Source organism: Ruegeria sp. N8, assembly GCF_056531325.1.
The window spans coordinates 515,850-540,522 of record NZ_JBQFLQ010000001.1 but is presented as its reverse complement, the minus strand read 5'-3'; the positions used below and the strand labels follow the sequence as shown (position 1 = coordinate 540,522).

The following is a 24,673-nucleotide window of genomic DNA, read 5'->3' as shown; positions in this document are numbered from 1 at the left end:
TATACGGTCCGGGCCTTGTTTAGTGCGTTAGGCTTTATTCCTCGCCAAACACGCGCGCGAAAATCGTGTCTACGTGCTTGGTGTGATAGCCAAGGTCGAATTTCTCTTCGATCTCCGCGGGGCTGAGGGCGGCGGTGACATCGGCATCGGCCAGAAGTTCTTCTTTGAAATCAGTGCGGTGTTCCCAAACCTTCAAAGCGTTGCGCTGAACCATGGCATAGGCGTCTTCGCGGCTGACACCCGCTTGGGTCAGAGCCAGCAAAACCCGTTGGCTCATGACCAGACCGGGGAATTTGTTCATGTTCTCCAGCATGTTTTCAGGGAAGATCAGCATCTTGTCGATCACACCTGTTAGACGGGCCAGCGCAAAGTCCAACGTGATCGTGGCGTCCGGCCCGATCATGCGTTCCACCGAGGAATGCGAGATATCGCGTTCGTGCCAAAGTGCCACATTCTCCATCGCAGGGATCACCGCCGCACGCACCATACGCGCCAGACCAGTCAGGTTCTCGGTCAGCACCGGGTTCTTCTTATGCGGCATCGCAGACGAGCCTTTCTGGCCCATCGAAAAGAACTCGGCCCCTTCCAGAACCTCGGTCCGCTGCATGTGGCGGATTTCGATGGCGATGTTTTCGATGCTGCTGGCGATCACGCCCAATGTGGCAAAGAAGGCCGCGTGACGGTCGCGCGGAATGACCTGCGTGCTGATCGGCTCGGGCACCAGACCAAGCTTGTCGCAGACATGTTCCTCGACTGCGGGATCGACATTGGCAAAGGTGCCGACCGCGCCGCTGATTGCGCCGGTTGCAATCTCGGCCCGCGCGTCGCGCATCCGGGACAGGTTGCGGTCCATCTCGGCGTAGAAACGCGCGAAGGTCAGACCCATGGTGGTGGGCTCGGCGTGGATGCCGTGGCTGCGGCCGATGCGTACGGTGTTCTTATGTTCGATCGCGCGGCGTTTCAGGGCGGCCAGCAGACCTTCGAGATCGGCGATCAGCAGGTCGGCGGCGCGAGTCAGCTGCACGTTCAGGCAGGTGTCCAGCACGTCGGACGAGGTCATGCCCTGATGCACAAAGCGTGCCTCTTCACTGCCGACATGTTCGGCTAGGTGGGTCAGAAAGGCGATGACGTCATGTTTGGTGACGGCTTCGATTTCATCAATCCGTGCTACGTCGAACTCCACGTCCTTGGCTTTCCACACTGCCTCGGCGTTTTCGCGCGGGATCACGCCCAGATCGGCCATGGCGTCACAGGCATGGGCTTCGATCTCATACCAGATGCGGAACTTGCTTTCGGGCGACCAGATGGCAACCATTTCAGGGCGGGAATAACGTGGAATCATTGGCAGCGGCACCTTATTGTGATTTGGCAGGAGGCGTTGCGGCGGGGTTTAAACCCGACCCGCCACAGGAACAAGGTGCGAGTGCGCAGATGAGACGGTTTGCCCTGATTTTAGCCCTTTGGCCCGATATTTCGGCCGCGACAGAGTTTTGGCCACTGACCGGGAATGAAATCGTGTCGGCCTTGACCGGGCAGAAACTCAGCTATGGCGAAGGCGTCTGGCAAACCTTCGATGCAAGCGGGGCTACGCAGTATTTCTCGGGGCGACCCAGCAGTGGACGGTGGGCGGTTCGCGGAGACCAGTATTGCTCGACCTGGCCACCATCCGGGCTTTGGGCCTGCTATGACGTTTTGCAAAGCGGGGTAATCATTCGGTTCATCGACGACAGGGGCGGGATAACGGACGGGTATCTGCCGGAATGATCGCTCCGAACAGCCTGTCCGATTTCGAAGGCTGCTGGGGCCTGACGCGCACCATCCGCGACGCAAGAGCGGGGCAGGTGGTGCAGGCGGATGGGATGGCGTATCTGCGTCTTGCTGATGACGGTCTGATCTATGACGAAGAAGTGGTTTTGCGCATACCCGGCCAGGCTAAGATGACAGGCACCCGGCGCTACCTGTGGCGTGCGGACGGCGACGGTGTAGCCGTCTTTTTCGACGACGGGCGGTATTTCCACCGTTTGAATCTGGGGGTTCCGCAGACGTCGGATCACCATGATTGCGCGCCAGACAGCTATGACGCAGTCTATGATTTCTCGAACTGGCCGCGATGGAGCGTACGCTGGATAGTCTCCGGGCCCCGAAAATCCTACGAAATGGACACGGAATACGTGCTACGGTAGCGTAATCACCTTGAAGTGAGCGGCCGGATTGGGCATTGCTGTCGCAGAATTCCGATCCGAATTGGGGAGAAATGAAGATGAATGCAAATGTACTGGCCAATGCGTTTGGCCCGCGCGAAGGCACGGCGCTGCGTGTTAAGCAAGTGATCCTGGTTGCGCTTGGCATCGTTGCTTTGGCCGTTGCCGCGAAAATCAAAGTGCCGATGTGGCCGGTTCCGATCACCATGGGCACCTTTGCCGTTCTGACCATTGGCACCGCCTATGGCGCGCGTCTGGGTCTGGTGACCATGCTGGGTTACCTGCTGATCGGCGCGCTGGGCTTTGATGTGTTCGCCGGTTCGTCGGCCGAGAAATTCGGGCTGACTTACATGATGGGTGGCACAGGCGGCTATCTGGTGGGTTATTTGCTGGCGACCCTGGCTCTGGGTGCTCTGGCCGCGCGCGGCTGGGACCGCTCGGTTGGCAAGCTGGCGCTGGCGCTGGTTCTGGCCAATGTGTTGATCTACGTCCCCGGCCTGCTTTGGCTGGGTCAGCTGTATGGTTGGGATCAGCCGATCCTGGCCTGGGGCCTGACGCCGTTCCTGGTGGGTGATGCGATCAAACTGGCGCTGGCGGCGCTGCTGATCCCTGGCCTGTGGAAACTGGTGGGCGACGCCCGCGCCTGATTTCCCGCTTTTGAGAACGACGAAACCCGCGCCCGGAGCAATCCCGGCGCGGGTTTTTTTTGTTATGGAATGAGACTGGACAAATCCGGTCATCGCGGGCCACTCTGAGCCAACAGAAACAACAGGTTATTATGATATGTTTTTGCGATTAAGCTCTGCCATTGCGGCGATATGGCTTGGCGCCGCGCCAGTTTTTGCCGATACCCCGGTGACGTATACGGATAATGGACGCGCCTTGTTCAGCTTTTCGGTGCCCGATTTCTGGGCCGTGCGGACAGGTGGCACACGCGAGATTGAGGATACGCAACTGGGAGATCCCCGCGCAGTGGCTCGTGTCATGGGGATACGGCCTGTGACCGATGACAACGTCTGGATCGGTTTTGTCGCACCTGCCGGCGTCGCCTCGATCGACGGAGGATTGCGGTATCTTCAGGATGTCGACAAGTTTCTGGTCAAATCTCCAGTGGTTTCAGACAATGTTTCGACTCGTATCGGAGGGCTGCCCGCGCAAGTGATCCGGGGCACCGGTACCCGTGATGGGCGGGGCGTTAACTTCACTGCGACTGTGATCGACCTGCCCAATGACCGCGTCGCCGTGGCCGTGGCCGTTCTGCGCGATGGGGCCGATCCGGCCTATGTGGATGATCTGAACGCAGTGTTCGCCTCGTTCCGGGCTGCTCGGTGAGGAGGGGGAGGATGGCCAGAAAACTGATCAAACGCACCTGTCTTGCCCTGAGTCTGGGCGCAGCCAGTTTTACCCTTTCGGCCTGTGATGGGGTCACTGTTGGCGTGGGATACGGATATGATCCGTTTTACGACTCGCTTCTTTGGAACGACTATTACCACGACGTAGATGTGGACATCGACGTAGATCGCCCGGTTCGCCCGAAGCCGCCGGTTGGGAAACCGCCTGCACGGCCCAAGCCACCGATCGCCAAACCGCCCGCGCGGCCCCGGCCACCTGTGGCTCGGCCCCCGACAGCACGGCCGCCGATCCATCGACCGGCACCGCGACGGTAAGGTGCGTCAGGTCAGCAATTCGGTCGTAATTTCCGCCGAACCCTCAAGTGTCCTGTGAACAGGGCATTTGTCGGCAATTTCCAGCAACCTGGCGCGCTGTTCGTCGTCCAGAGGACCTTCGAGCCGGATCTTGCGCCGGAACAGATCAACCTTTCCGTCGCCGACTAGCCCCGCATCCTGCCCGTGGACCTTGTTGTGGCAGACATCGACAACAATGCCCGTCAACGGCCAGCGTTTGCGACGCGCATACATGCGAATTGTCATCGAAGTGCAGGCCCCCAATCCGGAAGACACGAAACCGTAAGGCGACATGCCTCGGTCGGTGCCGCCATACGAGGCAGGCTCGTCCGCGACCGCATGGTGACGGGGGCCGGATTGAATGTCCTGCAAGAAACCGCTGGGGTCGGCCTCGGTCACGCGCACAATGCCTTCGGGGGCGCCGGGCGGTGGGGCTGGTGGGGACAGGGTTATGTAGCGTGTCACCCAGGCCGCAATCACATCGGCCGCATATTCAGCGTCACAGGCCCGCGTGATCAGGTGGTCGGCATCATCCAGAGTAACAAAGCTTTTGGGGTGCTTGGCGGCCATAAAGATGGCGCTGGCGTTGTCGACGCTCACGGTCTCATCCAAAGGGGCGTGCAGGATCAGCAGCGCGGCTTTCAGCTCTTTGATGGCGGGGGTCAGTTCGGTTTCCGATATGTCATCGACAAAGGCCTTGCCAATGCGGAAAGGACGCCCGCCCAGCGTCACTTCAGCCGAGCCTTCCTGCTCGATCTCGGGAAGAGCGGCCTGGAAATGGTGCGAGACATGGCCCGGATCAGCAGGTGCGCCCAGCGTGACCACCGCTTTGACGCTGGGAATGCCAGCGCGGGCGCGCAGCACAGCAGCTCCGCCAAGCGAGTGCCCAATCAGCAACGACGGCGCCATGTCGCGCCCGGCAAGATAGTGAGAGGCGGCAATCAGGTCTTCGACATTAGAAGTGAAAGTGGTGTTGGCGAATTCGCCTTCAGAGTGACCCAGACCGGTGAAGTCAAAACGCAGAACGGCAATACCCATTCCAGCCAAGCGAGCCGCGATGCGACGGGCGGCGGGAATGTCCTTGGAGCAGGTAAAACAATGGGCAAACAACGCTGTGGCCAGAACCGGCCCGTCAGGCAGGTCGAGGCGCGCAGCAAGTTGGTTGCCGTCGTGACCGGCAAAGGTAATGCGTTCGGTGGGCATGGCAGTTCCTTACGTCGCAAGTTGGCGCCAATACTGTGGGCTTCTACCGGGTCGCTCAACCCATATGTAACGCGCGTCACGGGAAGGTGAGAACAGATCGGTCATCCAGTACATGAAGCGGAACGTAGGTTTCAATTACCATCAATTTATGTGATGATGTATCAAAATAATATTCGTTTTAAAAATATGTTTGAAGCCTCCACATTGACTTTGTTCACGTCACACAATCTCGGAGGCCATGATGGCACACATTTCTTGCGCACCACGCAGCACCGCGCTGCGCCCCGATCTTCTGATCATTCTTGCCCTGACGGCGCTGCTTAGCTTTGCGGCGGGTCACAACTGGCCCGAGGCCGCGCCGGTCGCGGCGCAAACCGCTGAAGACTGGCACGGCAATGTCAAACGCTCAACCTGGCCGGACTAGGCCAGACCCATAAGCTGGGGGTCGAACGGATAGGTTGTCAGGTTCTCATACCCGTCTTCGGTGATCAGAACCTGATCCTCCAGCTTGATGGAAAAGTCACCGCCCACTTCGCCCACGGCGGCCTCGACACACAGGACCATGCCGGGCTCCAAGGCATAGTCGTAAGCGCCGGCAACCGCCTTGTCCGGGTAGGCCACCAACGGCCATTCATCGCACAGGCCGACACCGTGCATCAGGCAACCGTATTTCTGTGCCTGAAACTTGTCGTCCAGTTTGTGTGAGTTGGCCGTCAGATCGGGGATCATGACGCCGGGTTTCAGCATCTCCATATTGGTCATGATATGCTCATGCGCGTGCTGCATGGCATAGATCATGTCCGGGCGGGGTTTCTGATCGCCGATCCACCATGTGCGTGAGATATCGATACATATGCCGTAAGAACCGATCAGGTCCGTATCAAACGCGATAATCTCATTTTGTTGCGTGATCCGCGGTCCACATTCCTGAAACCACGGGTTCGTGCGTTGCCCTGAGGCGAGCAAGCGGGTTTCAATCCATTCACCGCCGCGTCGGATGTTTTCAGCGTGCAGAACGGCCCAAATGTCATCCTCGGATGTCTTGCTGTCGCCGACATTGGCGCGGGCAAACTGCTCCATCGCGCCAACAGCGGTCTCGCAGGCATGATGGGCGCAGCGCATGGCCAGAATCTCGTCCGGGCCCTTGATCGCGCGGGTCTTTTCAGTGAGTTCTTCGCCCTCCATGATCTCGAACCCTTGCGCCTCGAGCGCGCGCAGCCCATGCAGCATGATCTTGTCCACGGCCAAGCGTTTGTTGCCGCCGCTATGCTCTTCGATCAGCACCCGCACCTCATTCGAGAACACATCAGCCGCCACATCCACCTTGTCTCCCCGGTCGAAATAGAACAGGTCGGCGCCTGAACGCTGTTCGCGCACCAGCGGGTTGAAGGTCGAAAGGAAGGGCGAGTTTTTATAGTCCCAGATTACCATGTACCCATCGGCGCACAGCAGTACGGCGCGAAACGGGTTGTGGGTGTTCCAAAGCTGCATGTTGGTGCTGTCGGTGGCATAGCGGATGTTCAGCGGGTCGAACATCAGCACCCCGCCATAGCCGCGATCCACGACCGCTTGCGTCAGGCGTTTCCAGCGATACTCGCGCATGTTGGCAAGGTTGGGCAGGGTCAACCCGGCGGCCTCCCACTCGGAAAAGGCTAGTTGGGTGGGACCGATCTCGATCCGGTCCAATTCGTTCGGGGTGCCATCACCAAGGGTCGCGCCTTTGGTGGGGTCGATTTTGCGGCCGTCGCGGTAATGTGTGTTCATGGATGCCCTCTCTGCCTGTTTTTTCAGCGTGGAGAATCATTGCCGCGCAGTCTCGATAAATTGCGACGGTCGGATCGTCGCTTTTTGACCGACAGCTCTGCGTTGCAGTGATAGATCAGCCTTATGACGATTTTTCAGACCGCAATTCCCTACAACCCGCTAGATCAACGCCCACTGCCGGGTATCCAGCCCGACAGTATGGAGACATGGCTGCACCGGGATGATGCCTTTGCTGCGCAGATGCAGCACCGAGAAGCTTTGTTGCGCGACCGCCGGGCGGATGTTCTGGCGCTGGACCCAAGCGCTGAACCGGCGGCGCAGGAGCTGCTAGATATTGTGCTGTACCACGCCTATCCGGGGTGCTCCGACCATGTCACCCGACCCGATGGACAAGAGGTGGTCATCGATCGAGCCCAGCCGATGGAGACCCTATGCAAACTGGTGCAGGAGGATATCTGTATCTTGCAAAAGCACGGCGAAGAACATGTTCTGACCGGGGCCGTCTTGTGTTTTCCGGCCAGTTGGCGCCTGTCCGAGAAGTTCATGCGCCCGCTGATCGACATCCATGTGCCGGTCGACAGCTATGACGATGACATCGCCCGCCGTGTCCAGCGCTTGTTCGACGGGATACGGCCGGGTCGGCCGCTCTGGAGGTTCAACGCGCTGTGGTACGATGATGCCGAGTTGCACCAACCCCGAAGCGCGCATGAGCCACGTCACATCAAAGACCCCGGATCCGCGCCTTATCTGCGCAGCGAAAAGCAAACACTGTTGCGGCTGCCGCAGACGCAGGCGGTGGTATTTACAATCCATACCTACGTGCTGAAAGCGTACAGCTTGCCAAATATAGAAAACCCCGCCTGATGGCGGGGCCTCCTAGGAGGGTCTTAGGTTCGTGAATCACATGCCCAAAACGTTGGCAACACCTGCGAAGGCCCCGCTTGTGCTGAGAGCGGAGATCGCTACCGAATAGGCAAGCACCTGAGTGTTAAGGCGAAAATCTTCGCCCCGGATCAGGTTCACAGCGGCCATAGAGGCCGCGATCGGAACAGACACACTGGCCACGGCACCGGTCAATCCCCAACTGGTCAGTCGCAGGATATCACTGGGCTGTTCGTCGTGGTCGAGGGGGTGCGTGTCGTCCCGATCCAAAGGCTGCTCGATAGGTTCTGTCCGAAAAGCGATGCTGAGCAACTGCTCATCCGACAACTGGATCGGCCGGGCTGCCGGGGGCGGCGCCTTTTTTTGTGGCTCGTCCAGTGGGTCTTCCTCAATAGTGTCCAGTTCCGCGAACGGGCCTGAGACTGCCTCGAAAATCTGTTTTCTATTTCGCTTCTTTTTTTTAACGGGGGGCAGAGTGTCAAACGCACTCATGAATTGTTCGATGGTCAGCACGGTGTTGGGGGTCAGCCATTCAACCCGCTGCGTGGCGCAGATGTCGACCATGCGATACAGGACAACTACCAGCATCAGCTCGGAAATCTCGCGGTCGTCCAGAAGCGGTGAGACCGGCGTGATCGTAATGGTCAGCCGGTTTTTCGGCAACGTCACCACGGGCCGTTGCAGCGTCTTCAAACCAGCCGAGCGGTTCATGCGCTCAAACCGGTCTTCAGCCACGGGCACCTGTGTGTCCAGCGTCAGACGCACCAGATATTGATTGCAGACGATGCTGGCTTCGGTCGCGTCACGAATGCTTTTGCGTTCGACCAGATGCCCGTAATCTTCAAGCGTTGCAGAAACAATGGCGCTGAACCGCTCGATCGCGCCATCGGTCTCGCCGTCAAACTGCAAACCACCATGATAGCTGTTCTTCGGAGTCACTGCGCATTCCTTTGTCGCATCCTGTTTGGACTCCAGTCTAGTGAGAGAAATGGGGCAGATTTGGGCGAAAATGGAAAAAAATCACAAATTGCAAAGATTGATTACGGTCTGGAAACCTAGGCAATTTAAGGGCCATTAAATGTCTGTGGCAGGAATGTGGCTGAAATAAGGAGGCGCGTGCTGAGATTGTGGCCAGCCTTAGCCGTCGATTCGCGCGGCCATGATGGCGATGGATTGCTGGTACACGGTGGCAGCATTCCATTGCTGAATGACGGCAAAGTTTGGCTGCCCTTGCTGGTAGCCGCGCCCCGGTTTCCAACCCTTTTTGCGAAGAAAATTCGCGGTCGAGGCCAACGCGTCGGTCATGTTGTAGAAATCCACTTTGCCGTCCCCCGTGGCATCGACCCCATAGTTCAGTGCGTTGCCGGGCAGGAACTGCGTGTGCCCCAATTCGCCATGTTTCGCCCCCCGTGTCGCGGTCGTAATGCTGCCTTGATCCACCAGTTTCAGTGCGCCGATCGCATGGGGAATGAAGAATTCCGACCGGCGGCAATCATAGGCAAGGGTGGTGATTGCCGAAACAACCTGACTGTCGCCCATAAAGCCGCCAAAGCCGGTTTCCATGCCGTGAATGGCGATCAGAACACCTGCTGGAACGCCATATTGCCGCTCGAGCGCCGCGTAGAATTGCGGGTTTCGCGCCTTGCGCTTGCGTCCCTGCGCGACAATCGTGTCGGCGCCGCGAACCTGCATGAATTTGTCCAGCGAATATTTGAAACTCTTCTGGTTGCGATCGGCTGCAATAGTGCGTGTTGCATAGGTCGTCTGGGCGAGTGCCTGGAGGCCTTTCTTCTTTACACCCGCGCGTTTGGCTTGTTTCGCGAAGTCCTTTTTCCAAGCCTCAAAATCGGCGCTTGTGTCACCGCAGGGGGCAGCAATCGCAAGAGTTGGAAGGATCAAGGCGAAAAGCAGGGCAAGGCGAAACATGGTGAAAAACCTGATGGACTGAAAAGAACAATTCCCATCTTACGTACCGAGAGCTGTCCCGCAAAGGGGGTCAGTACAGATCCAGTTCTCCGCTTTGCTTGAGGGTTTCGAACCATTCATCCGGAGTTTTGTTGATCCGCGCGTGCTTGACCATCATGGCGTTCATGTTCGGCAGGTTTGACGAATCTGGCCAATCCTGAGGGTTCCACAGGTTTGCGCGGATCACGCATTTGGGGCAATGGGCGAAGACGGTTTGAACTTTGATCAGTAAGGCCAGCTTGGGCGCGCGACCTTGCACGGCCATGGTGTCCAGCAGCTTTGGGTCGGCGCAGATTTGGGCCGTTCCGCGCATGCGCAATGTCTCCATCTTGCCGGGCACGAAGAAAATCAAACTGACGCGTGGGTCTTTCAGGATGTTGTGGAACGTGTCCACGCGTTTGTTGCCAGGACGGTCGGGGATGGCGATCAGGGTGTCCGAGAGCACGTGAACAAAACCGCTTGGGTCTCCGCGCGGTGACACATCCAAATGTCCGTCGGGATTGGCAGAGGCAATGATGCAAAACGGCGAGGTTGCAACAAAGTCGCGGCACATCTGATCCAGAGCGGGCAATTCCTTGGCGATGATCTGGGGCAGAGGCGCGCCGGTTATCTGTTCCAATTCTTCGGCGGTGGTCACGAAATGCGTAAACTCGGTGTCCATGGGATCTCCTCCTTGGCAGGCAGTCTGGAAGATCACCCGAAACGAAACAAGGGCGCCCGGTTGGGCGCCCTTGGAAGAATTTTCGTCGAAAATTCTTGGATCAGCAGCTGTAGTACATGCCGTACTCGACCGGGTGCGGTGTGTGCTCGTAGGTTTCGACTTCTTCCATCTTCAGTGCGATGTAGCCGTCGATCTGGTCTTTGGTGAACACGTCGCCCTGCAGCAGGAAGTCGTGATCGGAGGCCAGAGCTTCCAGCGCTTCGCGCAGCGAACCACATACGGTCGGGATGTCGGCCAGTTCTTCGGCCGGCAGATCGTACAGGTTCTTGTCCATGGCTTCGCCCGGATCGATTTTGTTCTTGATGCCGTCCAGACCAGCCATCAGCAGAGCAGCAAACGCCAGGTAGGGGTTCGCGGCTGGGTCGGGGAAGCGAGCCTCGACGCGCTTAGCTTTCGGGCTTTCGGTCCATGGAATACGGACACAACCCGAACGGTTGCGGGCCGAATAGGCGCGCAGAACAGGTGCTTCGAAGCCCGGGATCAGGCGCTTGTAGCTGTTGGTCGACGGGTTGGTGAAGGCGTTCAGGGTCTTGGCGTGCTTCAGGATGCCGCCAATGAAGTAGATCGCTTCATCCGACAGGTCAGCGTATTTGTCGCCAGCGAACAGAGGCTTGCCGTCTTTCCAGATCGACATGTTCACGTGCATACCGGTGCCGTTGTCGCCTGCGATCGGCTTTGGCATGAAGGTGGCCGATTTGCCGTAGGCATGTGCAACATTGTGGATGACGTACTTGTACTTCTGCAGCTCGTCAGCTTGCTTGGTCAGGCTGTCGAAGATCAGGCCCAGCTCGTGCTGACAGGAAGCAACCTCGTGGTGGTGCTTGTCCACTTTCATGCCCAGGCGCTTCATGGTCGACAGCATCTCTGAGCGCAGGTCTTGCGCTTCGTCAACAGGGTTCACGGGGAAGTAGCCGCCCTTGACGCCGGGACGGTGGCCCATGTTGCCCATCTCGTACTCGGTGTCGGTGTTCCACGACGCGTCGGTTGCATCAACTTCGTAAGATACCTTGTTGATGCTGTTCGAGAAACGGACGTCGTCGAACAGGAAGAATTCGGCTTCTGGGCCCATGTAGGCAACGTCACCAATACCCGAAGCTTTCAGGTAGGCTTCGGCTTTCTGGGCGGTGCCGCGCGGGTCACGCTCATAGGCTTCGCCGGTGTCGGGCTCAACGATCGAGCAGTGCAGGCAGATGGTCTTTTCCGCGTAGAACGGATCAACATAGGCACTTTCGGTGTCGGGCATCAGTTTCATGTCCGATGCTTCGATCGATTTCCAGCCAGCGATCGACGAGCCGTCGAACATGAAGCCTTCTTCCAGGAAGTCTTCGTCAACCTGGTCCGACATGATGGTGACGTGCTGAAGCTTGCCGCGCGGGTCGGTGAAGCGGATGTCGACGTATTCTGCGTCTTCATCACGGATCAGCTGAAGAACTGCGTCCTTGCTCATACTCTATTTTCCTCTGATTGGAGTGTTCGATTACAGCGCTTCCGAGCCGGTTTCACCGGTCCGGATGCGAATGGCTTGCTCAACGGGCGACACAAAAATCTTGCCGTCGCCGATCTTGTCGGTCTTAGCGGCCGAAACGATGGCGTCGATGGCAGCATCGACCTGATCGTCGTCCAAAACGACCTCGACTTTTACTTTGGGCAGAAAGTCGACGACATATTCCGCGCCACGATAGAGTTCGGTGTGGCCTTTCTGACGGCCAAAGCCTTTGACCTCAATCACACTGAGACCCTGGACGCCTACGTCCTGCAGCGCCTCTTTTACTTCGTCCAGCTTGAACGGTTTGATGATCGCTTCGATCTTCTTCATACTGGGCTCCCTTTAACTCTTGTCAGGGTGGCACTGACCACGTCTAAGTTCAGTGGGCAATCGGATTACGGATTTGGTCTGGGTTGGGTGTCTGGAAAAGAAGCTGTAGGTTAAATTTTGGTCGATTTGCACAAAAAGTAATCAAAATTGAATCCGGATGGGATTTTAAGATGACGGAATTGCTGACCGGAGCGCAGATGCGGGCCATTGAACAGGCCGCGATTGGGTCTGGTGAAGTTACCGGGCTGGAGTTGATGGAGCGTGCCGGGCAGGGCGTCGTCGAGGCGATTTTCGAGGAGTGGCCGGAGTTGGACAGGCGAGGGGCCAGCCCCTCGCGCTCCCCGGGATATTTGGGGCCAGATGAAGAGGATCCGCTGCGCGCTGTGGTGCTGTGTGGGCCGGGGAATAACGGTGGCGACGGGTTTGTTGTAGCGCGGCTTTTGCATGGGCTGGGCTGGGCAGTTGACGTGTTTCTGTATGGAGATGCCGAGAAACTGCCGCCGGATGCACGGGAGAACTATGGGCGGTGGGTGGAGTTGGGGGCTGTTCAGCATTTGAGCAAACAGGGCGCACTTCAAAATGCGGCAAAGCCCGACATCGTCGTGGATTCGGTCTTCGGTACGGGCTTGGCGCGTCCCGTTGAAGGAGAACTAGGGCAGGTCTTGCAGTCCTTGGATGCGTGGATTGCGCTAGGGGGCGTTAAAGTTATCGCGGTTGATACCCCGTCTGGGCTTTGTTCTGATAGCGGTAAGTCACTCGGTCCGTTTGCGGTGGCCTCCTTGACGGTCGCATTTCACCTTGCAAAGCGTGGACATTTTCTTGATCGCGGGGCCATCCAATCGGGCCGCTTGATCGTCAAGTCCATCGGGTTGGCGGAGCATTGGAATAGTCAGGCCGAGCGCCCGGTTTTGAAAATGATCGAAGGTGCTCCAAAGCGCGTGTTCAAGGGGCGCGCAGACCACAAATACACCCACGGCCACGCATTTATCCTCACTGGCGGCGCGGCGAAAACTGGCGCCGCGCGGTTGGCGGCGCGGGGGGCTTTGCGGATTGGGGCTGGGTTGGTGACGCTTGGAGTGCCGGGCTCGGCTCGGATGGAGGTAGCGGCGCAGGTGACAGCCCTCATGGTGAGGCGGATTGATGGGGCCGAGGGGTTTGCGGATGCGCTGGGCGACGAGCGGTTGAATGCGCTCTGTCTTGGGCCGGGAATGGGGTTGGAGCGGGCGCGCGAACTGCTGCCTGTTGCGTTGCAGGCCAAGCGGGCGACCGTGCTGGATGCGGATGCTCTGACGGCGTTTGAGGGTGACCCGGCGGCTTTGTTCTCGAAGTTGCACGACAAGTGTGTTCTGACCCCGCATGGGGGCGAGTTTGCGCGGCTCTTCCCGGATATTACCGAAAAGCTGGCGGCGACGCCGACAAAGGGACCGGCTTATTCGAAGGTGGATGCCACGCGAGAGGCGGCCAAGCGTGCTGGGTGTGTGGTGCTTTTCAAGGGGCCGGATACGGTGATTGCGGCGCCGGATGGTAGATGCTCGATCAATGCGGCTTTTTACGACCGTTCTGCCCCTTGGTTGGCAACGGCGGGGTCTGGAGATGTGCTGGCCGGGTTCATCACCGGTTTGCTGGCCCGAGGGTTCGCGCCCATGCAGGCTGCGGAAACTGGGGCGTGGTTGCATGTGGAATGTGCGCGCAGCTTTGGGCCGGGCTTGATTGCCGAGGATTTGCCTGAGCAACTGCCATATGTATTGAAAAACATAGATATATGATTGTATATTCGACGTGTCGCCGAACGCTGGTTGCTGCACTGGTAATGGCCGTCTGAAGGGTGAAGCTGACCAATCGACAATTGTGTCTGTGCCTTGGGACGAACGAACCTGGAAGCAAGGGAAGGTTTTGCGAGAAGTAAGAATTTAAAAAGAAGCCAGATTTCGAGGACGCGGTGTGAGGTACGTTACGGAAGGCAATAGGCATCACTTGTGCGTTCAGCGCCCGTCCTAGGCAGGTAGAAGACAAAAAATTGAGCAGCGCCAAAACAGTTTTTCTCATGGTGACTGAAATGACCCAGAATTTTAGAATTCATTCTCTGGCTGCAGTGTTGGCCGTAACGACTGCCGTTCCGGCAATGGCGCAATTGCGATACGACAATAACAGCGGCGGCTATGTCGAGCTCTACGGCCAGATTCACCCGGTCATCGTCTCGGTAGATGACGGGGAAGAAACGGAAACCCGTTTGCTCGACAATGATCTGTCGAACAGCCGTGTGGGGCTTCGCCTGATGCAGCCCTATGGCAGCAACGAGTTCACGTTCCGGTTTGAAACCGGATTGGGGCTGCCCAGCACCGGTTCGGCCAATCAGGACGGCACCAATAATGATGGCTGGTCGCGCGAAGATATTCGCCACGTCGATTTCGCCCTGAAAGGCAGCTATGGCAAATTCTCGGCAGGGCAGGGCAGCATGGCGTCCGATGGCGCGGCCGAGGTTGATCTGTCCTATGTTGGCACTGTGCTGTATTCGTTCACCAATGACGAGAACGGTGCCTTTTTCTATCGCCAGCCCGACGGGATACTGAGCGACATCACGGTTGGAGATTCCGCCAGCAACTTTGACGGGGCGCGGCGCGGGCGTATCCGTTATGACACGCCTAGTTACAATGGGTTCTCGGGCGCTATCGCCTATGGTCAGAATATTTTGTCCAGCAGTGACGACGACGATTATTACGATATTGCAGTATCTTACGGAAACACCTTCACAAATGGGATCGAGTTTGCGGCCACAATCGCCTATGCGGTGCGCGACTTTGATGATGGGTCAGGTGAACGTCGGGATACGATCGGATCGGCCTCGGTGCTGCTGCCGAGCGGGTTCAGTTTCACGGCGGCTCTGGGGACGCGGGACAATACCTCTGATGGGGCTAGCGATCCGGATTATTGGTACACAAAGATCGCCTATGAGACCGATTGGGTGTCTTGGGGGAAAACCGGTATCGGGATCGACTATTTCGACGGATCCGATTTCCAGAATGAAGGATCAAGCACCAAATCCTGGGGCATCGCGGTTGTGCAGCGGATCGACAGCATCAACACGGATGCCTATCTGAAATACCGCCGCCACGATTTTGACGATATGGTCGATTTCGACGAGAACGAAGCCTGGGCTCTGGGCGCGCGCTGGCGGTTCTGAGACGACAGTTGCAGCCAACAACAAACGCTCCGGCCCAGTCCGGGGCGTTTTTTCTTCAAATCCGCGGCAAAACAAGGCTGATCGGGCAGTTGCCCCTTGCACGTTGGGGGCAGGGCAAATAGAAGGCCTCAAATTTGCCCGGCGCGCCGTTTTGCGCGCCCCGAATCCTATGGGGACTACCATAATGCAGGTTACCGAGACGCTGAACGAAGGTCTGAAACGCGGTTACAATATTGTCGTTTCCGCAGCTGAGCTGGACGACAAAGTGAATGAAAAACTGGTCGAGGCACAGCCGGAAATCGAAATGAAAGGTTTCCGCAAAGGCAAAGTGCCGATGGCGCTGCTGAAAAAGCAGTTCGGCCAGCGCCTGCTGGGTGAAGCGATGCAGGAAAGCATCGACGGTGCGATGAATAAGCACTTTGAGGATAGCGGCGACCGTCCTGCGCTGCAGCCCGAGGTCAAGATGACCAACGAGGACTGGAAAGAAGGCGACGACGTCCATGTCGAGATGTCCTATGAGGCGCTGCCTGCCATTCCTGAAGTTGACCTGAAATCGGTCGAACTGGAAAAGCTGGTCGTCAAAGCCGACGACGCGGCGATCGAAGAAGCGTTGAACAACCTGGCTGAAACCGCGCAGGATTTCAAAGCGCGCCGTAAAGGCTCGAAAGCCAAGGACGGTGATCAGGTCGTGATCGACTTCGTCGGCAAAGTAGACGGCGAAGAATTCGAAGGCGGTTCGGCCGAGGAGTACCCGCTGGTTCTGGGCTCGAACAGCTTCATCCCCGGCTTTGAAGAACAGCTGGTTGGCGTGAAAGCCGAAGAGGAAAAAGACGTCAACGTCACTTTCCCGACCGATTACGGTGCCGAGCATCTGGCCGGTAAGGAAGCTGTTTTCACCTGCACCGTCAAAGAAGTGAAAGAGCCCGTCGCCGCCGAGATCAACGACGAGTTGGCCACCAAATTCGGTGCCGAAGATCTGGATGCGCTGAAGGGTCAGATTTCGGAGCGTCTGGAAGCCGAATACAACGGCGCATCGCGGGCCGTGATGAAGCGCGCTCTGCTGGACGTGCTGGATGAGAAAGTGTCGTTCGACCTGCCACCGTCGCTGGTAGAAGCCGAAGCCAAGCAAATCGCGCACCAGCTGTGGCACGAGGAAAACCCCGATGTCGAAGGTCACGATCACGACCCGATCGAGCCCACCGACGAGCACAACAAACTGGCCGAGCGCCGCGTGCGTCTGGGTCTGCTGTTGGCGGAGCTGGGCCAGAAGGCCGAGGTTGAAGTCACCGATGCAGAGATGACTCAGGCGATCATGAATCAGGCGCGTCAGTACCCTGGTCAAGAACGTCAGTTCTTTGAGTTCGTGCAGCAGAATGCCCAGATGCAGCAGCAACTGCGCGCGCCGATCTTCGAGGACAAAGTCATCGACTATATCGTCGAGCTGGCTCAGGTTGCTGACAAGGAAGTTAGCAAAGACGACTTGCAAAAAGCTGTTGAGGCGCTGGACGAGGAATAATCCTTTGTCGCCCGCGTAGCCGGGCAAAAGAATACGGAGCCGCCTGATAAAGGCGGCTCCGACTAAGTGGCTCTAACTTCTGAGGTGAGGGGGTCAGGCCCCATGAGCTAGAGCACGGGGGGAACGCATCAGGGCTATCTTCTGCTCGGGTGTGAACTTGTCCGAGAGTTCTTCTATCAAGCGCAATACGGCATTGACCTCTTCCTGGGTGGTTGCGGCGCTCATTTGTTCTACGAAGTATTTTTCCATTTGACTCAGTGGCTTGTGATCGAAGTTTGCGGGTTTGGGTTGTGGTTTGACGTTGGACTTGGCGAAAAGCTGGAGCGCTTGTTCGTCGGTCAGAAACACGTCATGGGCGATGCCAGCATAGTCGCGAATTCCTGAAATACGCTCGTCCGAGCAATCCATGAGGGCGGCCATCGCCACCACTTTCCCCATGGGTTTCGCGGTGCCCAGATAGTCATAAGGCGCGTTCCCGGATCGTTGCAGGACGCGGTTCATCACCGGGTCGATAACAGCGATCGAGTCCAGCACTCCGGCTGTCTTGGCGTATTCGAACGAACCGATCATGACTTCGCTGGTGACATAGGAGACCGAATTCTCACCCCTCCCGCGCCCCAACTTTTTAGTGTCGACACAAAACCGGGTTGCCTCCCAAATCTGGGCGCTGCGCACAGGCGGCTCGCCATCCAGGATCGCGTTAAACACATCGGCCAGCATATGAGGCCCTGTGGTCTGCAGCAGACGCATACAGCCAACGACGTTCCCCTCGTCGTTCAGACTGACCACGTGTGCAGGATTGAGCGTATCGAACCTGTCGATCTCTCGCCCGTCCTGGATGTTTACGTCCCATCCCAAGCGGTCGCCGAAGACCCGTGCGCGCAGTTGATACATCTCATCCAAGATGTCTTTGAATTTGTGTTGGTTCATCCCATCAATCACGATGATCATGTTCCATCCCCCTACAGATTGGTTACCGTGAACAGAGGATTAACAAAGTTGTGATCTGAGACTATTAGGGGATTCCCGTAGAATTTTAGTTTTTTTGTTAACCGGGAGCTATCAGGCCGAGACTAACGGCCCGTCCGATCGCCTGCGGCGTGGTCAATGCGCCTAGTTTTTCCCGCCCTGACCGCATATGCACTTCGACGGTCCGGTGTGAGATGGACAGGATATCACCGATATCCTGCTGAGATTTACCCACGGCCGCCCATTGAAGGATCTCTTTCTCGCGCGTTGACAGGGCAGGTAGGTATAGTGCTTTGCCCAACAAACCCGACTGCATGACCGTGTCATGGGCGTGTACGGCGGCAAGTTGCAGGTCCCCCATCACGTGCCGCTTGAGCTTGTCCCATTCGTCGTCCGAGCAGTCACGCGTTACGTTCAGCAGCCCGCATTCGCCGTAAGGGCCGCGCACCGGAACCGAAAGGCCTCGGGTCGTGATGCCAAAGTCATGGGCGTCCCGAAACACGGTGTGGAACTTGTCATCATGGTTAAAGCGACCCCAGTCTACGGGGGCGATACTGAGCACGGATTGATACAAAGTCGGGTCAAATTTATGAAAACCCTGCGTACCATAGTGAATCTTCCATTCGTCAGGATAGTTCGCGTAGCCTTGAACATCTCCCTTTACGGGGTTGAATGTTGCATAGGATGCGTAATCAAAGCCAAGCTCGGAACAAACCGCGTCAATTATGTCAGCGGCTGACTTTTCCTCGTGGTCGATAGCGGCCAAGTCGATCAGCTTCAACTTTTCAACCTTTACGGAGGTTAACCTCGGTTCAGAGGTTAACGGCGTTAATGTTCAGTAAATCTTACGAGGCGTAAGGCAGCGCGCAAGCAGTTTGTTCACATGTGTAGTGTTATTATCCGCCATTCGCGACGTCATAACGCATTAATACAAGGTTTTCGGCAGCCTCGGAGGGCTATTCGGGAACCAACCCTGTTTCAACCAACAATCCGCGTGCTTTTGCCTCGGGCCAGTAGCCTTTGGCATAGAGAAAGATCGCGCGTTGCTGATCGCCGTCGGACAGCAGCCATGCGCCGCGCAGGTACTTGCCGGCAAATTCCAAATTGGTGTCGGCGTCGAGGAGCCCCTGCGGATCGCCCTGGTAGCCCATGGACCGTGCAGTGGCCGGAAGGATTTGCAGCAGCCCGTAATAGGGTCGGTTCACGGCCCAGGGGCGATGCGTACTTTCGCGAATAGCCAGTTTGTGCACCAGCTCGCGCGGCAATTCGTAGTGATCGGCCCATTTATTGATCGATGCCCGCAGCTCGGGCGTTTCGTTCGGGTAAAGCGGGGGATCAAAGGCCGCACGCGTCGGTGTGTCGGGGGTGCCGCAAGCCACCAGCGGTGCGGCAAGAAGAAGGGCTAAGACACTGCGGCGCGGGATCTGAGTCATCAAGGGCTCCGGAATTTTGGACGAAATACTAGGAAACTTGTCTCTGGCCGCAAGGGTAGCTGGAAATTCAGGCTGAATTATGCCGCCCAGTTCGTGCATGAAAAAAGGCCGCCCAAAATGGTGCGGCCTTTTCGAAGTTCGCAGGTTGAAGGTTACGCTTTCGCGTCGTCTTCTTCCGCAGCCGGTGCTTCTTCGGCAATCAGGTCTTCGTCGTCAGACGCGGCGGAACCGATATCGTCGAACAGCTCGGCGATTTCGAATTCTGCGGCGGCTTCTTCTTCAGCGGCCAGTTCCTGGATCGATTTACCCGAAGCTTGCAGTTCGGCTTCTTCTTCCGAACGGGCGACGTTCATCTTGATTTCAACTTCGACCTCGGGGTGCAGTTTGACTGCCAGCGAATGCAGACCCAGCTCCTTAATCGGTGCGATCAGGGCGATCTGTTTCTTGTCGACGGTGAAGCCAGCTTCGGTCGCGGCCTCTGCAGCGTCACGCGGAGTGACCGAGCCGTACAGAGCACCGGCATCCGACGCCGAGCGAATCACGATGAACTGCTGACCGTCCAGCTTTTCAGCCAGTGCTTCAGCTTCTTTCTTGGTTTCCAGGTTGTGCGCTTCAAGCTGCGCCTTGCGGGCTTCGAACGAGGCGATGTTCGACTCGGACGCGCTCAGAGCTTTGCCTTGGGGCAGCAGGAAGTTGCGGGCGTAGCCGGGCTTGACGTCAACGACGTCGCCCATCTGACCCAGTTTCGCAACGCGTTCCAGCAGGATAACTTGCATATCAGTCTCTCCTTACTTCACGGCGTAGGGCAGCAGGGCGAGGAAGCGGGCGCGCTTGATAGCACGGGCCAGTTCACGCTGCTTTTTCGCCGAAACGGCGGTGATGCGCGAGGGAACGATCTTGCCACGCTCAGAGATGTAGCGCTGCAGCAGACGAGTGTCTTTATAGTCGATCTTCGGCGCGTTCTCGCCCGAGAACGGGCAGACCTTGCGGCGGCGGAAAAATGGTTTTGCGGCCATGGTTTATGTCCTTTCGTCAGGCGTTGATCAGCGGCGCTCGCGGCGGCCTTCGCGCTCGTCGCGCTTCTGCATCTGGACCGAGGGGCCCTCGGCATGTTCGTCGACCTTGATGGTCAGAACGCGCATGACGTCTTCGTGCAGGCGCATCAGGCGCTCCATTTCCTGAACCGCGCCAGCAGGCGAGTCGGTTTTCAGGAAGGCATAGTGGCCTTTGCGGTTTTTGTTGATCTTGTAGGCCATCGTCTTGACACCCCAGTACTCGCTTTCGACGACGTTGCCGCCGTTGTCAGCCAGAACAGTGCCGAAATGTTCGACAAGGCTTTCTGCCTGCGCGTTGGACAGATCCTGACGCGCGATCATTACATGCTCATACAGTGGCATGTGCACTCCTGTTTATATCAAGGCGCATTTCATAGGCGGGGCCGTTTGGTCCTTCGCGACCCTGCCACGAGAGGCTGCGCGATTCATGTGATTAGCGAAGGATGGCCCCGTATACACGTTTATGGCGGCGGGGCAAGACCTGACACACGTGCCTTGGTGAAGTCCTGCTATTTCCTTTGCACCGCCCAATTCCTGACGCTTTTCAAGTCGATCTTGAATTTCATACCGGGGACAGATCGGACACACCGGACCCACGACGGCAACCTGAGAAACAGGGTGAGAGAAATGACCGCGATGAATACGAATACACTTGAACAGTCGGCGACCGGCGCGCGTTTTGAGAAATCCGTTCCAGTTCTGATCACATTCGCTCCGAACTGGAAAGTGCGCATGATTTTGGCGCGCATGGTCGGTGCGTTCCTGATTGTGATGTCCTTTTCCATGTGGCTGGCACCGGGTTCGGCCATGGCCGCCGAAGTTTGGCCGATCAAGATGGCAGCGTCGCTTGCTTTCCTGATCGTTGGTGTCAGTCTGCTGACCATTCAGATGCTGGACTCGCGTCCCGATGCCTATTTTGATCCGATCCGTCGCGAAGTCCGCGTTCTGCAAAAGAACGAAAACGGCCGCCCGCAAACGGTTCTGCGCCGCAGCTATGACACGCTAGGCGGTGCCAAATTCAGCGATGATCAGGTCGAACTGTTTGATGTCGATGGCAGCCTGCTGATGAAGCTGCCCCTGCAGTCGGCGGATGTCAGCCGAGCGCTCAAGGGTCAATTGAGTGGAAGTGTAACAATCTTCGCCTGAATTTTATTCTGTTCATATAGGAACAGAAGTTGTGAGCGAATAAAGCTTGTGTGCCGCCCCTTGGCGGCACATTTTCGTTACCGAGCAACCCAACAGGTTTGCATCCACAACATTGCGGAGTTTGTCATGAAACCCATCCTTCTTGCTGCTGCACTGGCCGTGTCGGCGACTTCGGCGTTTGCAAGTGCCGAGAAATACGTTCTGGACCCAAGCCACAGCCAGGTCATTTTCAACTATAACCACCTTGGTTTTTCGACCACCTATGGCATGTTCTCGGGCTTTGAAGGCGAGATCCTGTTCGACAAGGAAAACCCGGCTGCGTCCAGCGTGACGGTTTCGATGCCCGTTATCGAGATGTTCACGGGCTGGAAACCGCGCGAAGATCACTTCATGACCGAAGACTTTTTCGGTGCCGCTGAAGGCGATCTTGTCACCTTCACGTCCACCAGCATCGAAGTGACAGGCGAGAACACCGCCAATATCACCGGCGATTTGACCATGAATGGTGTAACCAAATCGGTCGTACTGGACGCCAAGCTGAACCAGGCGGGTGAGCATCCGATGGCAGGCAAGCCGTGGGCTGGCTTCGACGCGACGACCACTCTGATCCGCAGCGATTTCGATCTGGGTCAGTTCGCACCCTTCGTGGGTGACGAGGTTAATGTTCAGATCTCGGTCGAGGCGCAGAAAGCCGAGTAAATAAGGCTACTATTCTAGAATCGAAACCGCCGGAGCTTTTTGCCCCGGCGGTTTTCGTTTGTTCGCCGCTATTCACCGCGCGTAGCAGTCAGCTCGACGCTTACAGTGACTGCGAAGCCCAGTGAAGCTTCGGTGGGTTGCGATGTGCCCACATCGAAATCCATGCGGTTCAACTCCAATTCACCAGAAACCGTCGCGGTGTAGCCTTGCAAATCCAGAGTGAACGGCAGCACAACGTCCAAGGACTTGTCGCGGATGGTCAAGGGGCCGCGTGCCTCATACCCGGTTTCGGTTTTGAATAGATCTGCCTTAAACAGCGCCGTGGGATATTGTGCGCTGTCGAAAAAATCCGCGCCCATAGCTTGATCACTGACCGTGCCTAGGCTGAGCGACGGGATTGAGATCGTCACCTCGACCGAACCGGCCAAACCGGGCTCGGCGGGCTCATCAAAGGCTATGGCGGCCGTCCAGTCCTGGAAGCTACCGGTGACTGGGCTACCCAGCTGGTTGATGGTAAGGCCCAGAGTTCCTTCCTGAACCTGCCAGTCCGATTGGACTTCGGCCAGTGCCGTGGCTTCGCCCTGAGCGTATGAGTGATGGCTGAACGCGCCGATGCCCCAGCCGCCGACCAAAACCGCACCCCAGACGACGAGCGCGGCAAGCGCGGGTGTCTTCGAATGGTGTTGGGCCGGGGGCTCGGGGGCCTGGGTTGAGCCAGGCAGCATACGCCGCAATGTGCTGTCTTTGTCGATGACGTGGTGTTTCAGCGCCCCGGCAATATGCAGCACAAGCGCGCCACCTAGGGTCCAGACGAACAGCCAGTGCAGGCTGGCGGTGAATTCGGCCAGATGCTGGGATTTGGGGACTAGCGGCAGGTTTTGACCAAAGGGCCAAAGGATCGGCGCGAACCCTTCGGCTGCGGCGTGGTGTATCCAGCCGGTCAGCGGTGCCAGCACCAACGAGCCGTAAAGCAGCCAATGCACGGTTTCGGCAGCAAAGGCCTCGGGCTTATTGTCGGCGTTCAGTAGGCCGGGTTTGGTTTGGGTCAGGGCCCAGAGAATGCGAGCAAGGGCTACGAAAAAGACGGCCACGCCCAATGTTTTGTGCAGTGAGAATAGGCGCGCCGCGCGGGCGATGTCATCCTCGGTCGTCGGGATGTTCGGGTCATATATGGCCTGCGCCAGATCATTGGCGAAATAGCCCAGCGGAAAGGCGGTGAAGATCAGCAGGGCGGTCAGCCAGTGGAAGGTCTTGGTGACGCTGCCATAGCTGGAAAACGTGTTGGTCGAGGGCATCGGGTGCTCCGGCGAAAAGATGGTTGGGTTCAACCTATCGCCGTGAGGGCAGGACTCAAGGGCGCAGAGCGCACAGATACGGTGCCTTTGTGCAGAGATCAGGCAATGCTTGTGCCGCGCGATCACACAGTTTACACCCCGCCGCAACCTAACGTCATCCAAGAGGTTGCAATGACACGCGCATTTGTTTTCCCGGGGCAGGGCGCCCAGACCATCGGAATGGGCAAAGCTCTGGCTGAGGCTTACCCCGCTGCTCAGGCGGTGTTCGACGAAGTGGACGAAGCCCTGGGCGAAAAGCTGAGCGGCCTGATTTGGGACGGCGATATTGCTGAATTGACCCTGACCCAAAACGCACAACCTGCGTTGATGGCAACGTCAATGGCGGCAATGAGGGCGCTGGAGGCCGAGGGCGTCTCAGTCACCGATGCAGCCTTTGTGGCCGGGCATTCGCTGGGGGAATATTCCGCGCTGGCCGCTTCTGGTGCGCTGTCGGTTGCAGATACTGCGCGTCTTCTGCGCACCCGTGGTCAGGCGATGCAAAGCGCCGTGCCGGTGGGCGAAGGTGCGATGGCGGCGATCCTTGGGTTGAACCTTGAGGCCGTGCGCGCCGTGGCGGACGAGGCCGCGCAAGGTGAGGTTTGTCAGGCCGCAAACGACAATGACCCTACGCAGGTTGTGGTCTCGGGCGCGAAGGCTGCTGTGGAACGTGCGGCCGAGATTGCCAAGGAAAAGGGCGCCAAGCGGGCCGTCATGCTGCCTGTCAGCGCGCCTTTCCATTGTGCGCTGATGCAGCCTGCTGCCGACGTGATGGCCGAAGCTTTGGCAGGGGTTGAAATCAAAGCGCCTGCCGTGCCGCTGATTGCCAATGTGCGGGCCGAGGCAGTCAGTGACCCCGATCTGATCCGTCAGTTGCTGGTCGCGCAGGTCACCGGCTCGGTCCGCTGGCGCGAAAGCGTGCAGTATATGGCCGCGCAGGGCGTGACCGAGACGTGGGAGATCGGGGCAGGGAAAGCTCTGTCCGGGATGATCCGCAAAATCGACCGTTCGATCGCGGGTAAAGCTGTCGGCACGCCGGATGACGTGCAGAATGTGACACAAGCCGAATCGTAAGACACCGCGCGCCGCGTGGCGCGTAGCAAAAG

28 protein-coding genes are annotated in these 24,673 nt (G+C 57.8%); 13 read left to right on the top strand and 15 right to left on the bottom strand.

The genetic code is table 11. From position 1 onward, the window contains the following. Nucleotides 1-34 precede the first annotated feature (34 nt). The gene (gene purB / locus ACR0C5_RS02740) at nucleotides 35-1,342 is read right to left on the bottom strand and encodes an adenylosuccinate lyase (RefSeq protein WP_480874373.1); all 1,308 of its coding nucleotides are present in this window, start codon (nucleotides 1,340-1,342) and stop codon (nucleotides 35-37) included. A gap of 89 nt (nucleotides 1,343-1,431) precedes the next feature. On the opposite strand from purB, the gene ACR0C5_RS02735 reads away from it, so the two are divergent. The 5 genes from ACR0C5_RS02735 (at nucleotide 1,432) to ACR0C5_RS02715 (ending at nucleotide 3,868) form a co-directional block, all read left to right on the top strand. Continuing rightward, the gene (locus tag ACR0C5_RS02735) at nucleotides 1,432-1,764 is read left to right on the top strand and encodes a hypothetical protein (protein ID WP_170770446.1); all 333 of its coding nucleotides are present in this window, start codon (nucleotides 1,432-1,434) and stop codon (nucleotides 1,762-1,764) included. Beyond that, a complete protein-coding gene (locus ACR0C5_RS02730; RefSeq protein WP_170770448.1) occupies nucleotides 1,761-2,183 on the top strand; it encodes a DUF6314 family protein in 423 nt (140 codons plus the stop codon). Before ACR0C5_RS02735 ends, ACR0C5_RS02730 begins: the two co-directional genes overlap by 4 nt. A 77-nt stretch (nucleotides 2,184-2,260) precedes the next feature. Next, nucleotides 2,261-2,848: a biotin transporter BioY gene (locus tag ACR0C5_RS02725; RefSeq protein WP_480874370.1), complete on the top strand. Its 588-nt coding sequence runs from the start codon at nucleotides 2,261-2,263 to the stop codon at nucleotides 2,846-2,848. Between the two features lie 136 nt (nucleotides 2,849-2,984). Continuing rightward, on the top strand, nucleotides 2,985-3,533 hold the full coding sequence (locus tag ACR0C5_RS02720) for a hypothetical protein (RefSeq protein WP_170770452.1): 549 nt from the start codon (nucleotides 2,985-2,987) through the stop codon (nucleotides 3,531-3,533). Nucleotides 3,534-3,544: 11 nt separating this feature from the next. Next, nucleotides 3,545-3,868: a hypothetical protein gene (locus tag ACR0C5_RS02715; RefSeq protein WP_170770454.1), complete on the top strand. Its 324-nt coding sequence runs from the start codon at nucleotides 3,545-3,547 to the stop codon at nucleotides 3,866-3,868. A gap of 6 nt (nucleotides 3,869-3,874) precedes the next feature. Here the strand turns inward: ACR0C5_RS02715 and ACR0C5_RS02710 are convergent, their stop codons facing one another. Beyond that, nucleotides 3,875-5,089, bottom strand: coding sequence for a bifunctional alpha/beta hydrolase/OsmC family protein (locus ACR0C5_RS02710; RefSeq protein WP_170770456.1), 1,215 nt, complete (start codon nucleotides 5,087-5,089; stop codon nucleotides 3,875-3,877). Nucleotides 5,090-5,330: 241 nt separating this feature from the next. Here ACR0C5_RS02710 and ACR0C5_RS02705 point away from each other — a divergent pair, with 241 nt between their 5' ends. Continuing rightward, nucleotides 5,331-5,513, top strand: coding sequence for a hypothetical protein (locus ACR0C5_RS02705; protein ID WP_170788833.1), 183 nt, complete (start codon nucleotides 5,331-5,333; stop codon nucleotides 5,511-5,513). Here the strand turns inward: ACR0C5_RS02705 and dddP are convergent. Next, complete coding sequence (dddP, locus tag ACR0C5_RS02700; protein ID WP_170788832.1) at nucleotides 5,510-6,853, bottom strand: dimethylsulfonioproprionate lyase DddP; 1,344 nt, start codon at nucleotides 6,851-6,853, stop codon at nucleotides 5,510-5,512. The genes ACR0C5_RS02705 and dddP overlap by 4 nt on opposite strands. A gap of 123 nt (nucleotides 6,854-6,976) precedes the next feature. Between dddP and ACR0C5_RS02695 the strand changes: the two genes are divergently transcribed. Further along, a complete protein-coding gene (locus tag ACR0C5_RS02695) occupies nucleotides 6,977-7,717 on the top strand; it encodes a heme-dependent oxidative N-demethylase family protein (RefSeq protein WP_480874365.1) in 741 nt (246 codons plus the stop codon). 36 nt (nucleotides 7,718-7,753) lie between these two features. Here ACR0C5_RS02695 and ACR0C5_RS02690 read toward each other — a convergent pair whose 3' ends face one another. The 5 genes from ACR0C5_RS02690 to ACR0C5_RS02670 all read right to left on the bottom strand — a co-directional run bounded on the left by ACR0C5_RS02690 (nucleotide 7,754) and on the right by ACR0C5_RS02670 (nucleotide 12,237). Then, nucleotides 7,754-8,674, bottom strand: a complete 921-nt coding sequence (locus ACR0C5_RS02690) for a hypothetical protein (protein WP_331252086.1) — start codon at nucleotides 8,672-8,674, stop codon at nucleotides 7,754-7,756. Nucleotides 8,675-8,872: 198 nt separating this feature from the next. Continuing rightward, the gene (locus ACR0C5_RS02685; protein ID WP_170770463.1) at nucleotides 8,873-9,661 is read right to left on the bottom strand and encodes a lytic murein transglycosylase; all 789 of its coding nucleotides are present in this window, start codon (nucleotides 9,659-9,661) and stop codon (nucleotides 8,873-8,875) included. Between the two features lie 70 nt (nucleotides 9,662-9,731). Next, complete coding sequence (locus ACR0C5_RS02680; RefSeq protein WP_480874361.1) at nucleotides 9,732-10,361, bottom strand: MSMEG_1061 family FMN-dependent PPOX-type flavoprotein; 630 nt, start codon at nucleotides 10,359-10,361, stop codon at nucleotides 9,732-9,734. A 100-nt stretch (nucleotides 10,362-10,461) separates the two neighbouring features. Continuing rightward, nucleotides 10,462-11,868 (bottom strand): type I glutamate--ammonia ligase, encoded by a 1,407-nt coding sequence (glnA, locus tag ACR0C5_RS02675; protein WP_170354533.1) that lies wholly within the window; start codon nucleotides 11,866-11,868, stop codon nucleotides 10,462-10,464. Between the two features lie 30 nt (nucleotides 11,869-11,898). Beyond that, entirely contained in the window at nucleotides 11,899-12,237 is a 339-nt protein-coding gene (locus ACR0C5_RS02670) for a P-II family nitrogen regulator (protein WP_170354532.1), read from the bottom strand. A gap of 170 nt (nucleotides 12,238-12,407) precedes the next feature. On the opposite strand from ACR0C5_RS02670, the gene ACR0C5_RS02665 reads away from it, so the two are divergent. The 3 genes from ACR0C5_RS02665 (at nucleotide 12,408) to tig (ending at nucleotide 16,934) form a co-directional block, all read left to right on the top strand. Then, the gene (locus ACR0C5_RS02665) at nucleotides 12,408-14,003 is read left to right on the top strand and encodes an NAD(P)H-hydrate dehydratase (RefSeq protein ID WP_480874358.1); all 1,596 of its coding nucleotides are present in this window, start codon (nucleotides 12,408-12,410) and stop codon (nucleotides 14,001-14,003) included. A 290-nt stretch (nucleotides 14,004-14,293) separates the two neighbouring features. Next, a complete protein-coding gene (locus ACR0C5_RS02660; protein WP_480874355.1) occupies nucleotides 14,294-15,418 on the top strand; it encodes a porin in 1,125 nt (374 codons plus the stop codon). A 184-nt stretch (nucleotides 15,419-15,602) separates the two neighbouring features. Beyond that, nucleotides 15,603-16,934 (top strand): trigger factor, encoded by a 1,332-nt coding sequence (gene tig / locus ACR0C5_RS02655; RefSeq protein ID WP_480874352.1) that lies wholly within the window; start codon nucleotides 15,603-15,605, stop codon nucleotides 16,932-16,934. A gap of 93 nt (nucleotides 16,935-17,027) precedes the next feature. On the opposite strand, the gene ACR0C5_RS02650 is transcribed toward tig, so the two are convergent. The 6 genes from ACR0C5_RS02650 to rpsF all read right to left on the bottom strand — a co-directional run bounded on the left by ACR0C5_RS02650 (nucleotide 17,028) and on the right by rpsF (nucleotide 20,733). After that, on the bottom strand, nucleotides 17,028-17,885 hold the full coding sequence (locus ACR0C5_RS02650) for an acyl-homoserine-lactone synthase (RefSeq protein ID WP_170770475.1): 858 nt from the start codon (nucleotides 17,883-17,885) through the stop codon (nucleotides 17,028-17,030). Between the two features lie 97 nt (nucleotides 17,886-17,982). After that, on the bottom strand, nucleotides 17,983-18,684 hold the full coding sequence (locus tag ACR0C5_RS02645; protein ID WP_170782633.1) for a LuxR family transcriptional regulator: 702 nt from the start codon (nucleotides 18,682-18,684) through the stop codon (nucleotides 17,983-17,985). Nucleotides 18,685-18,859: 175 nt separating this feature from the next. Continuing rightward, nucleotides 18,860-19,336: a transglycosylase SLT domain-containing protein gene (locus ACR0C5_RS02640; protein WP_170770479.1), complete on the bottom strand. Its 477-nt coding sequence runs from the start codon at nucleotides 19,334-19,336 to the stop codon at nucleotides 18,860-18,862. 152 nt (nucleotides 19,337-19,488) lie between these two features. After that, a complete protein-coding gene (gene rplI, locus ACR0C5_RS02635) occupies nucleotides 19,489-20,112 on the bottom strand; it encodes a 50S ribosomal protein L9 (RefSeq protein WP_170782632.1) in 624 nt (207 codons plus the stop codon). 12 nt (nucleotides 20,113-20,124) lie between these two features. After that, complete coding sequence (gene rpsR, locus ACR0C5_RS02630; protein WP_005608650.1) at nucleotides 20,125-20,352, bottom strand: 30S ribosomal protein S18; 228 nt, start codon at nucleotides 20,350-20,352, stop codon at nucleotides 20,125-20,127. A 27-nt stretch (nucleotides 20,353-20,379) separates the two neighbouring features. After that, nucleotides 20,380-20,733: a 30S ribosomal protein S6 gene (rpsF, locus tag ACR0C5_RS02625; protein ID WP_170354526.1), complete on the bottom strand. Its 354-nt coding sequence runs from the start codon at nucleotides 20,731-20,733 to the stop codon at nucleotides 20,380-20,382. A 285-nt stretch (nucleotides 20,734-21,018) separates the two neighbouring features. Here rpsF and ACR0C5_RS02620 point away from each other — a divergent pair, with 285 nt between their 5' ends. Together ACR0C5_RS02620 and ACR0C5_RS02615 are read left to right on the top strand one after the other, a co-directional pair. Continuing rightward, the gene (locus tag ACR0C5_RS02620; protein ID WP_170770483.1) at nucleotides 21,019-21,537 is read left to right on the top strand and encodes a hypothetical protein; all 519 of its coding nucleotides are present in this window, start codon (nucleotides 21,019-21,021) and stop codon (nucleotides 21,535-21,537) included. A gap of 126 nt (nucleotides 21,538-21,663) precedes the next feature. Next, a complete protein-coding gene (locus tag ACR0C5_RS02615; protein ID WP_170770485.1) occupies nucleotides 21,664-22,236 on the top strand; it encodes a YceI family protein in 573 nt (190 codons plus the stop codon). 68 nt (nucleotides 22,237-22,304) lie between these two features. Here ACR0C5_RS02615 and ACR0C5_RS02610 read toward each other — a convergent pair whose 3' ends face one another. Beyond that, nucleotides 22,305-23,531, bottom strand: coding sequence for a cytochrome b/b6 domain-containing protein (locus tag ACR0C5_RS02610; RefSeq protein WP_480874348.1), 1,227 nt, complete (start codon nucleotides 23,529-23,531; stop codon nucleotides 22,305-22,307). A gap of 171 nt (nucleotides 23,532-23,702) precedes the next feature. Here ACR0C5_RS02610 and fabD point away from each other — a divergent pair, with 171 nt between their 5' ends. Next, a complete protein-coding gene (fabD, locus tag ACR0C5_RS02605) occupies nucleotides 23,703-24,641 on the top strand; it encodes an ACP S-malonyltransferase (RefSeq protein WP_480874346.1) in 939 nt (312 codons plus the stop codon). The last annotated feature ends 32 nt before the right edge of the window (nucleotides 24,642-24,673 follow it).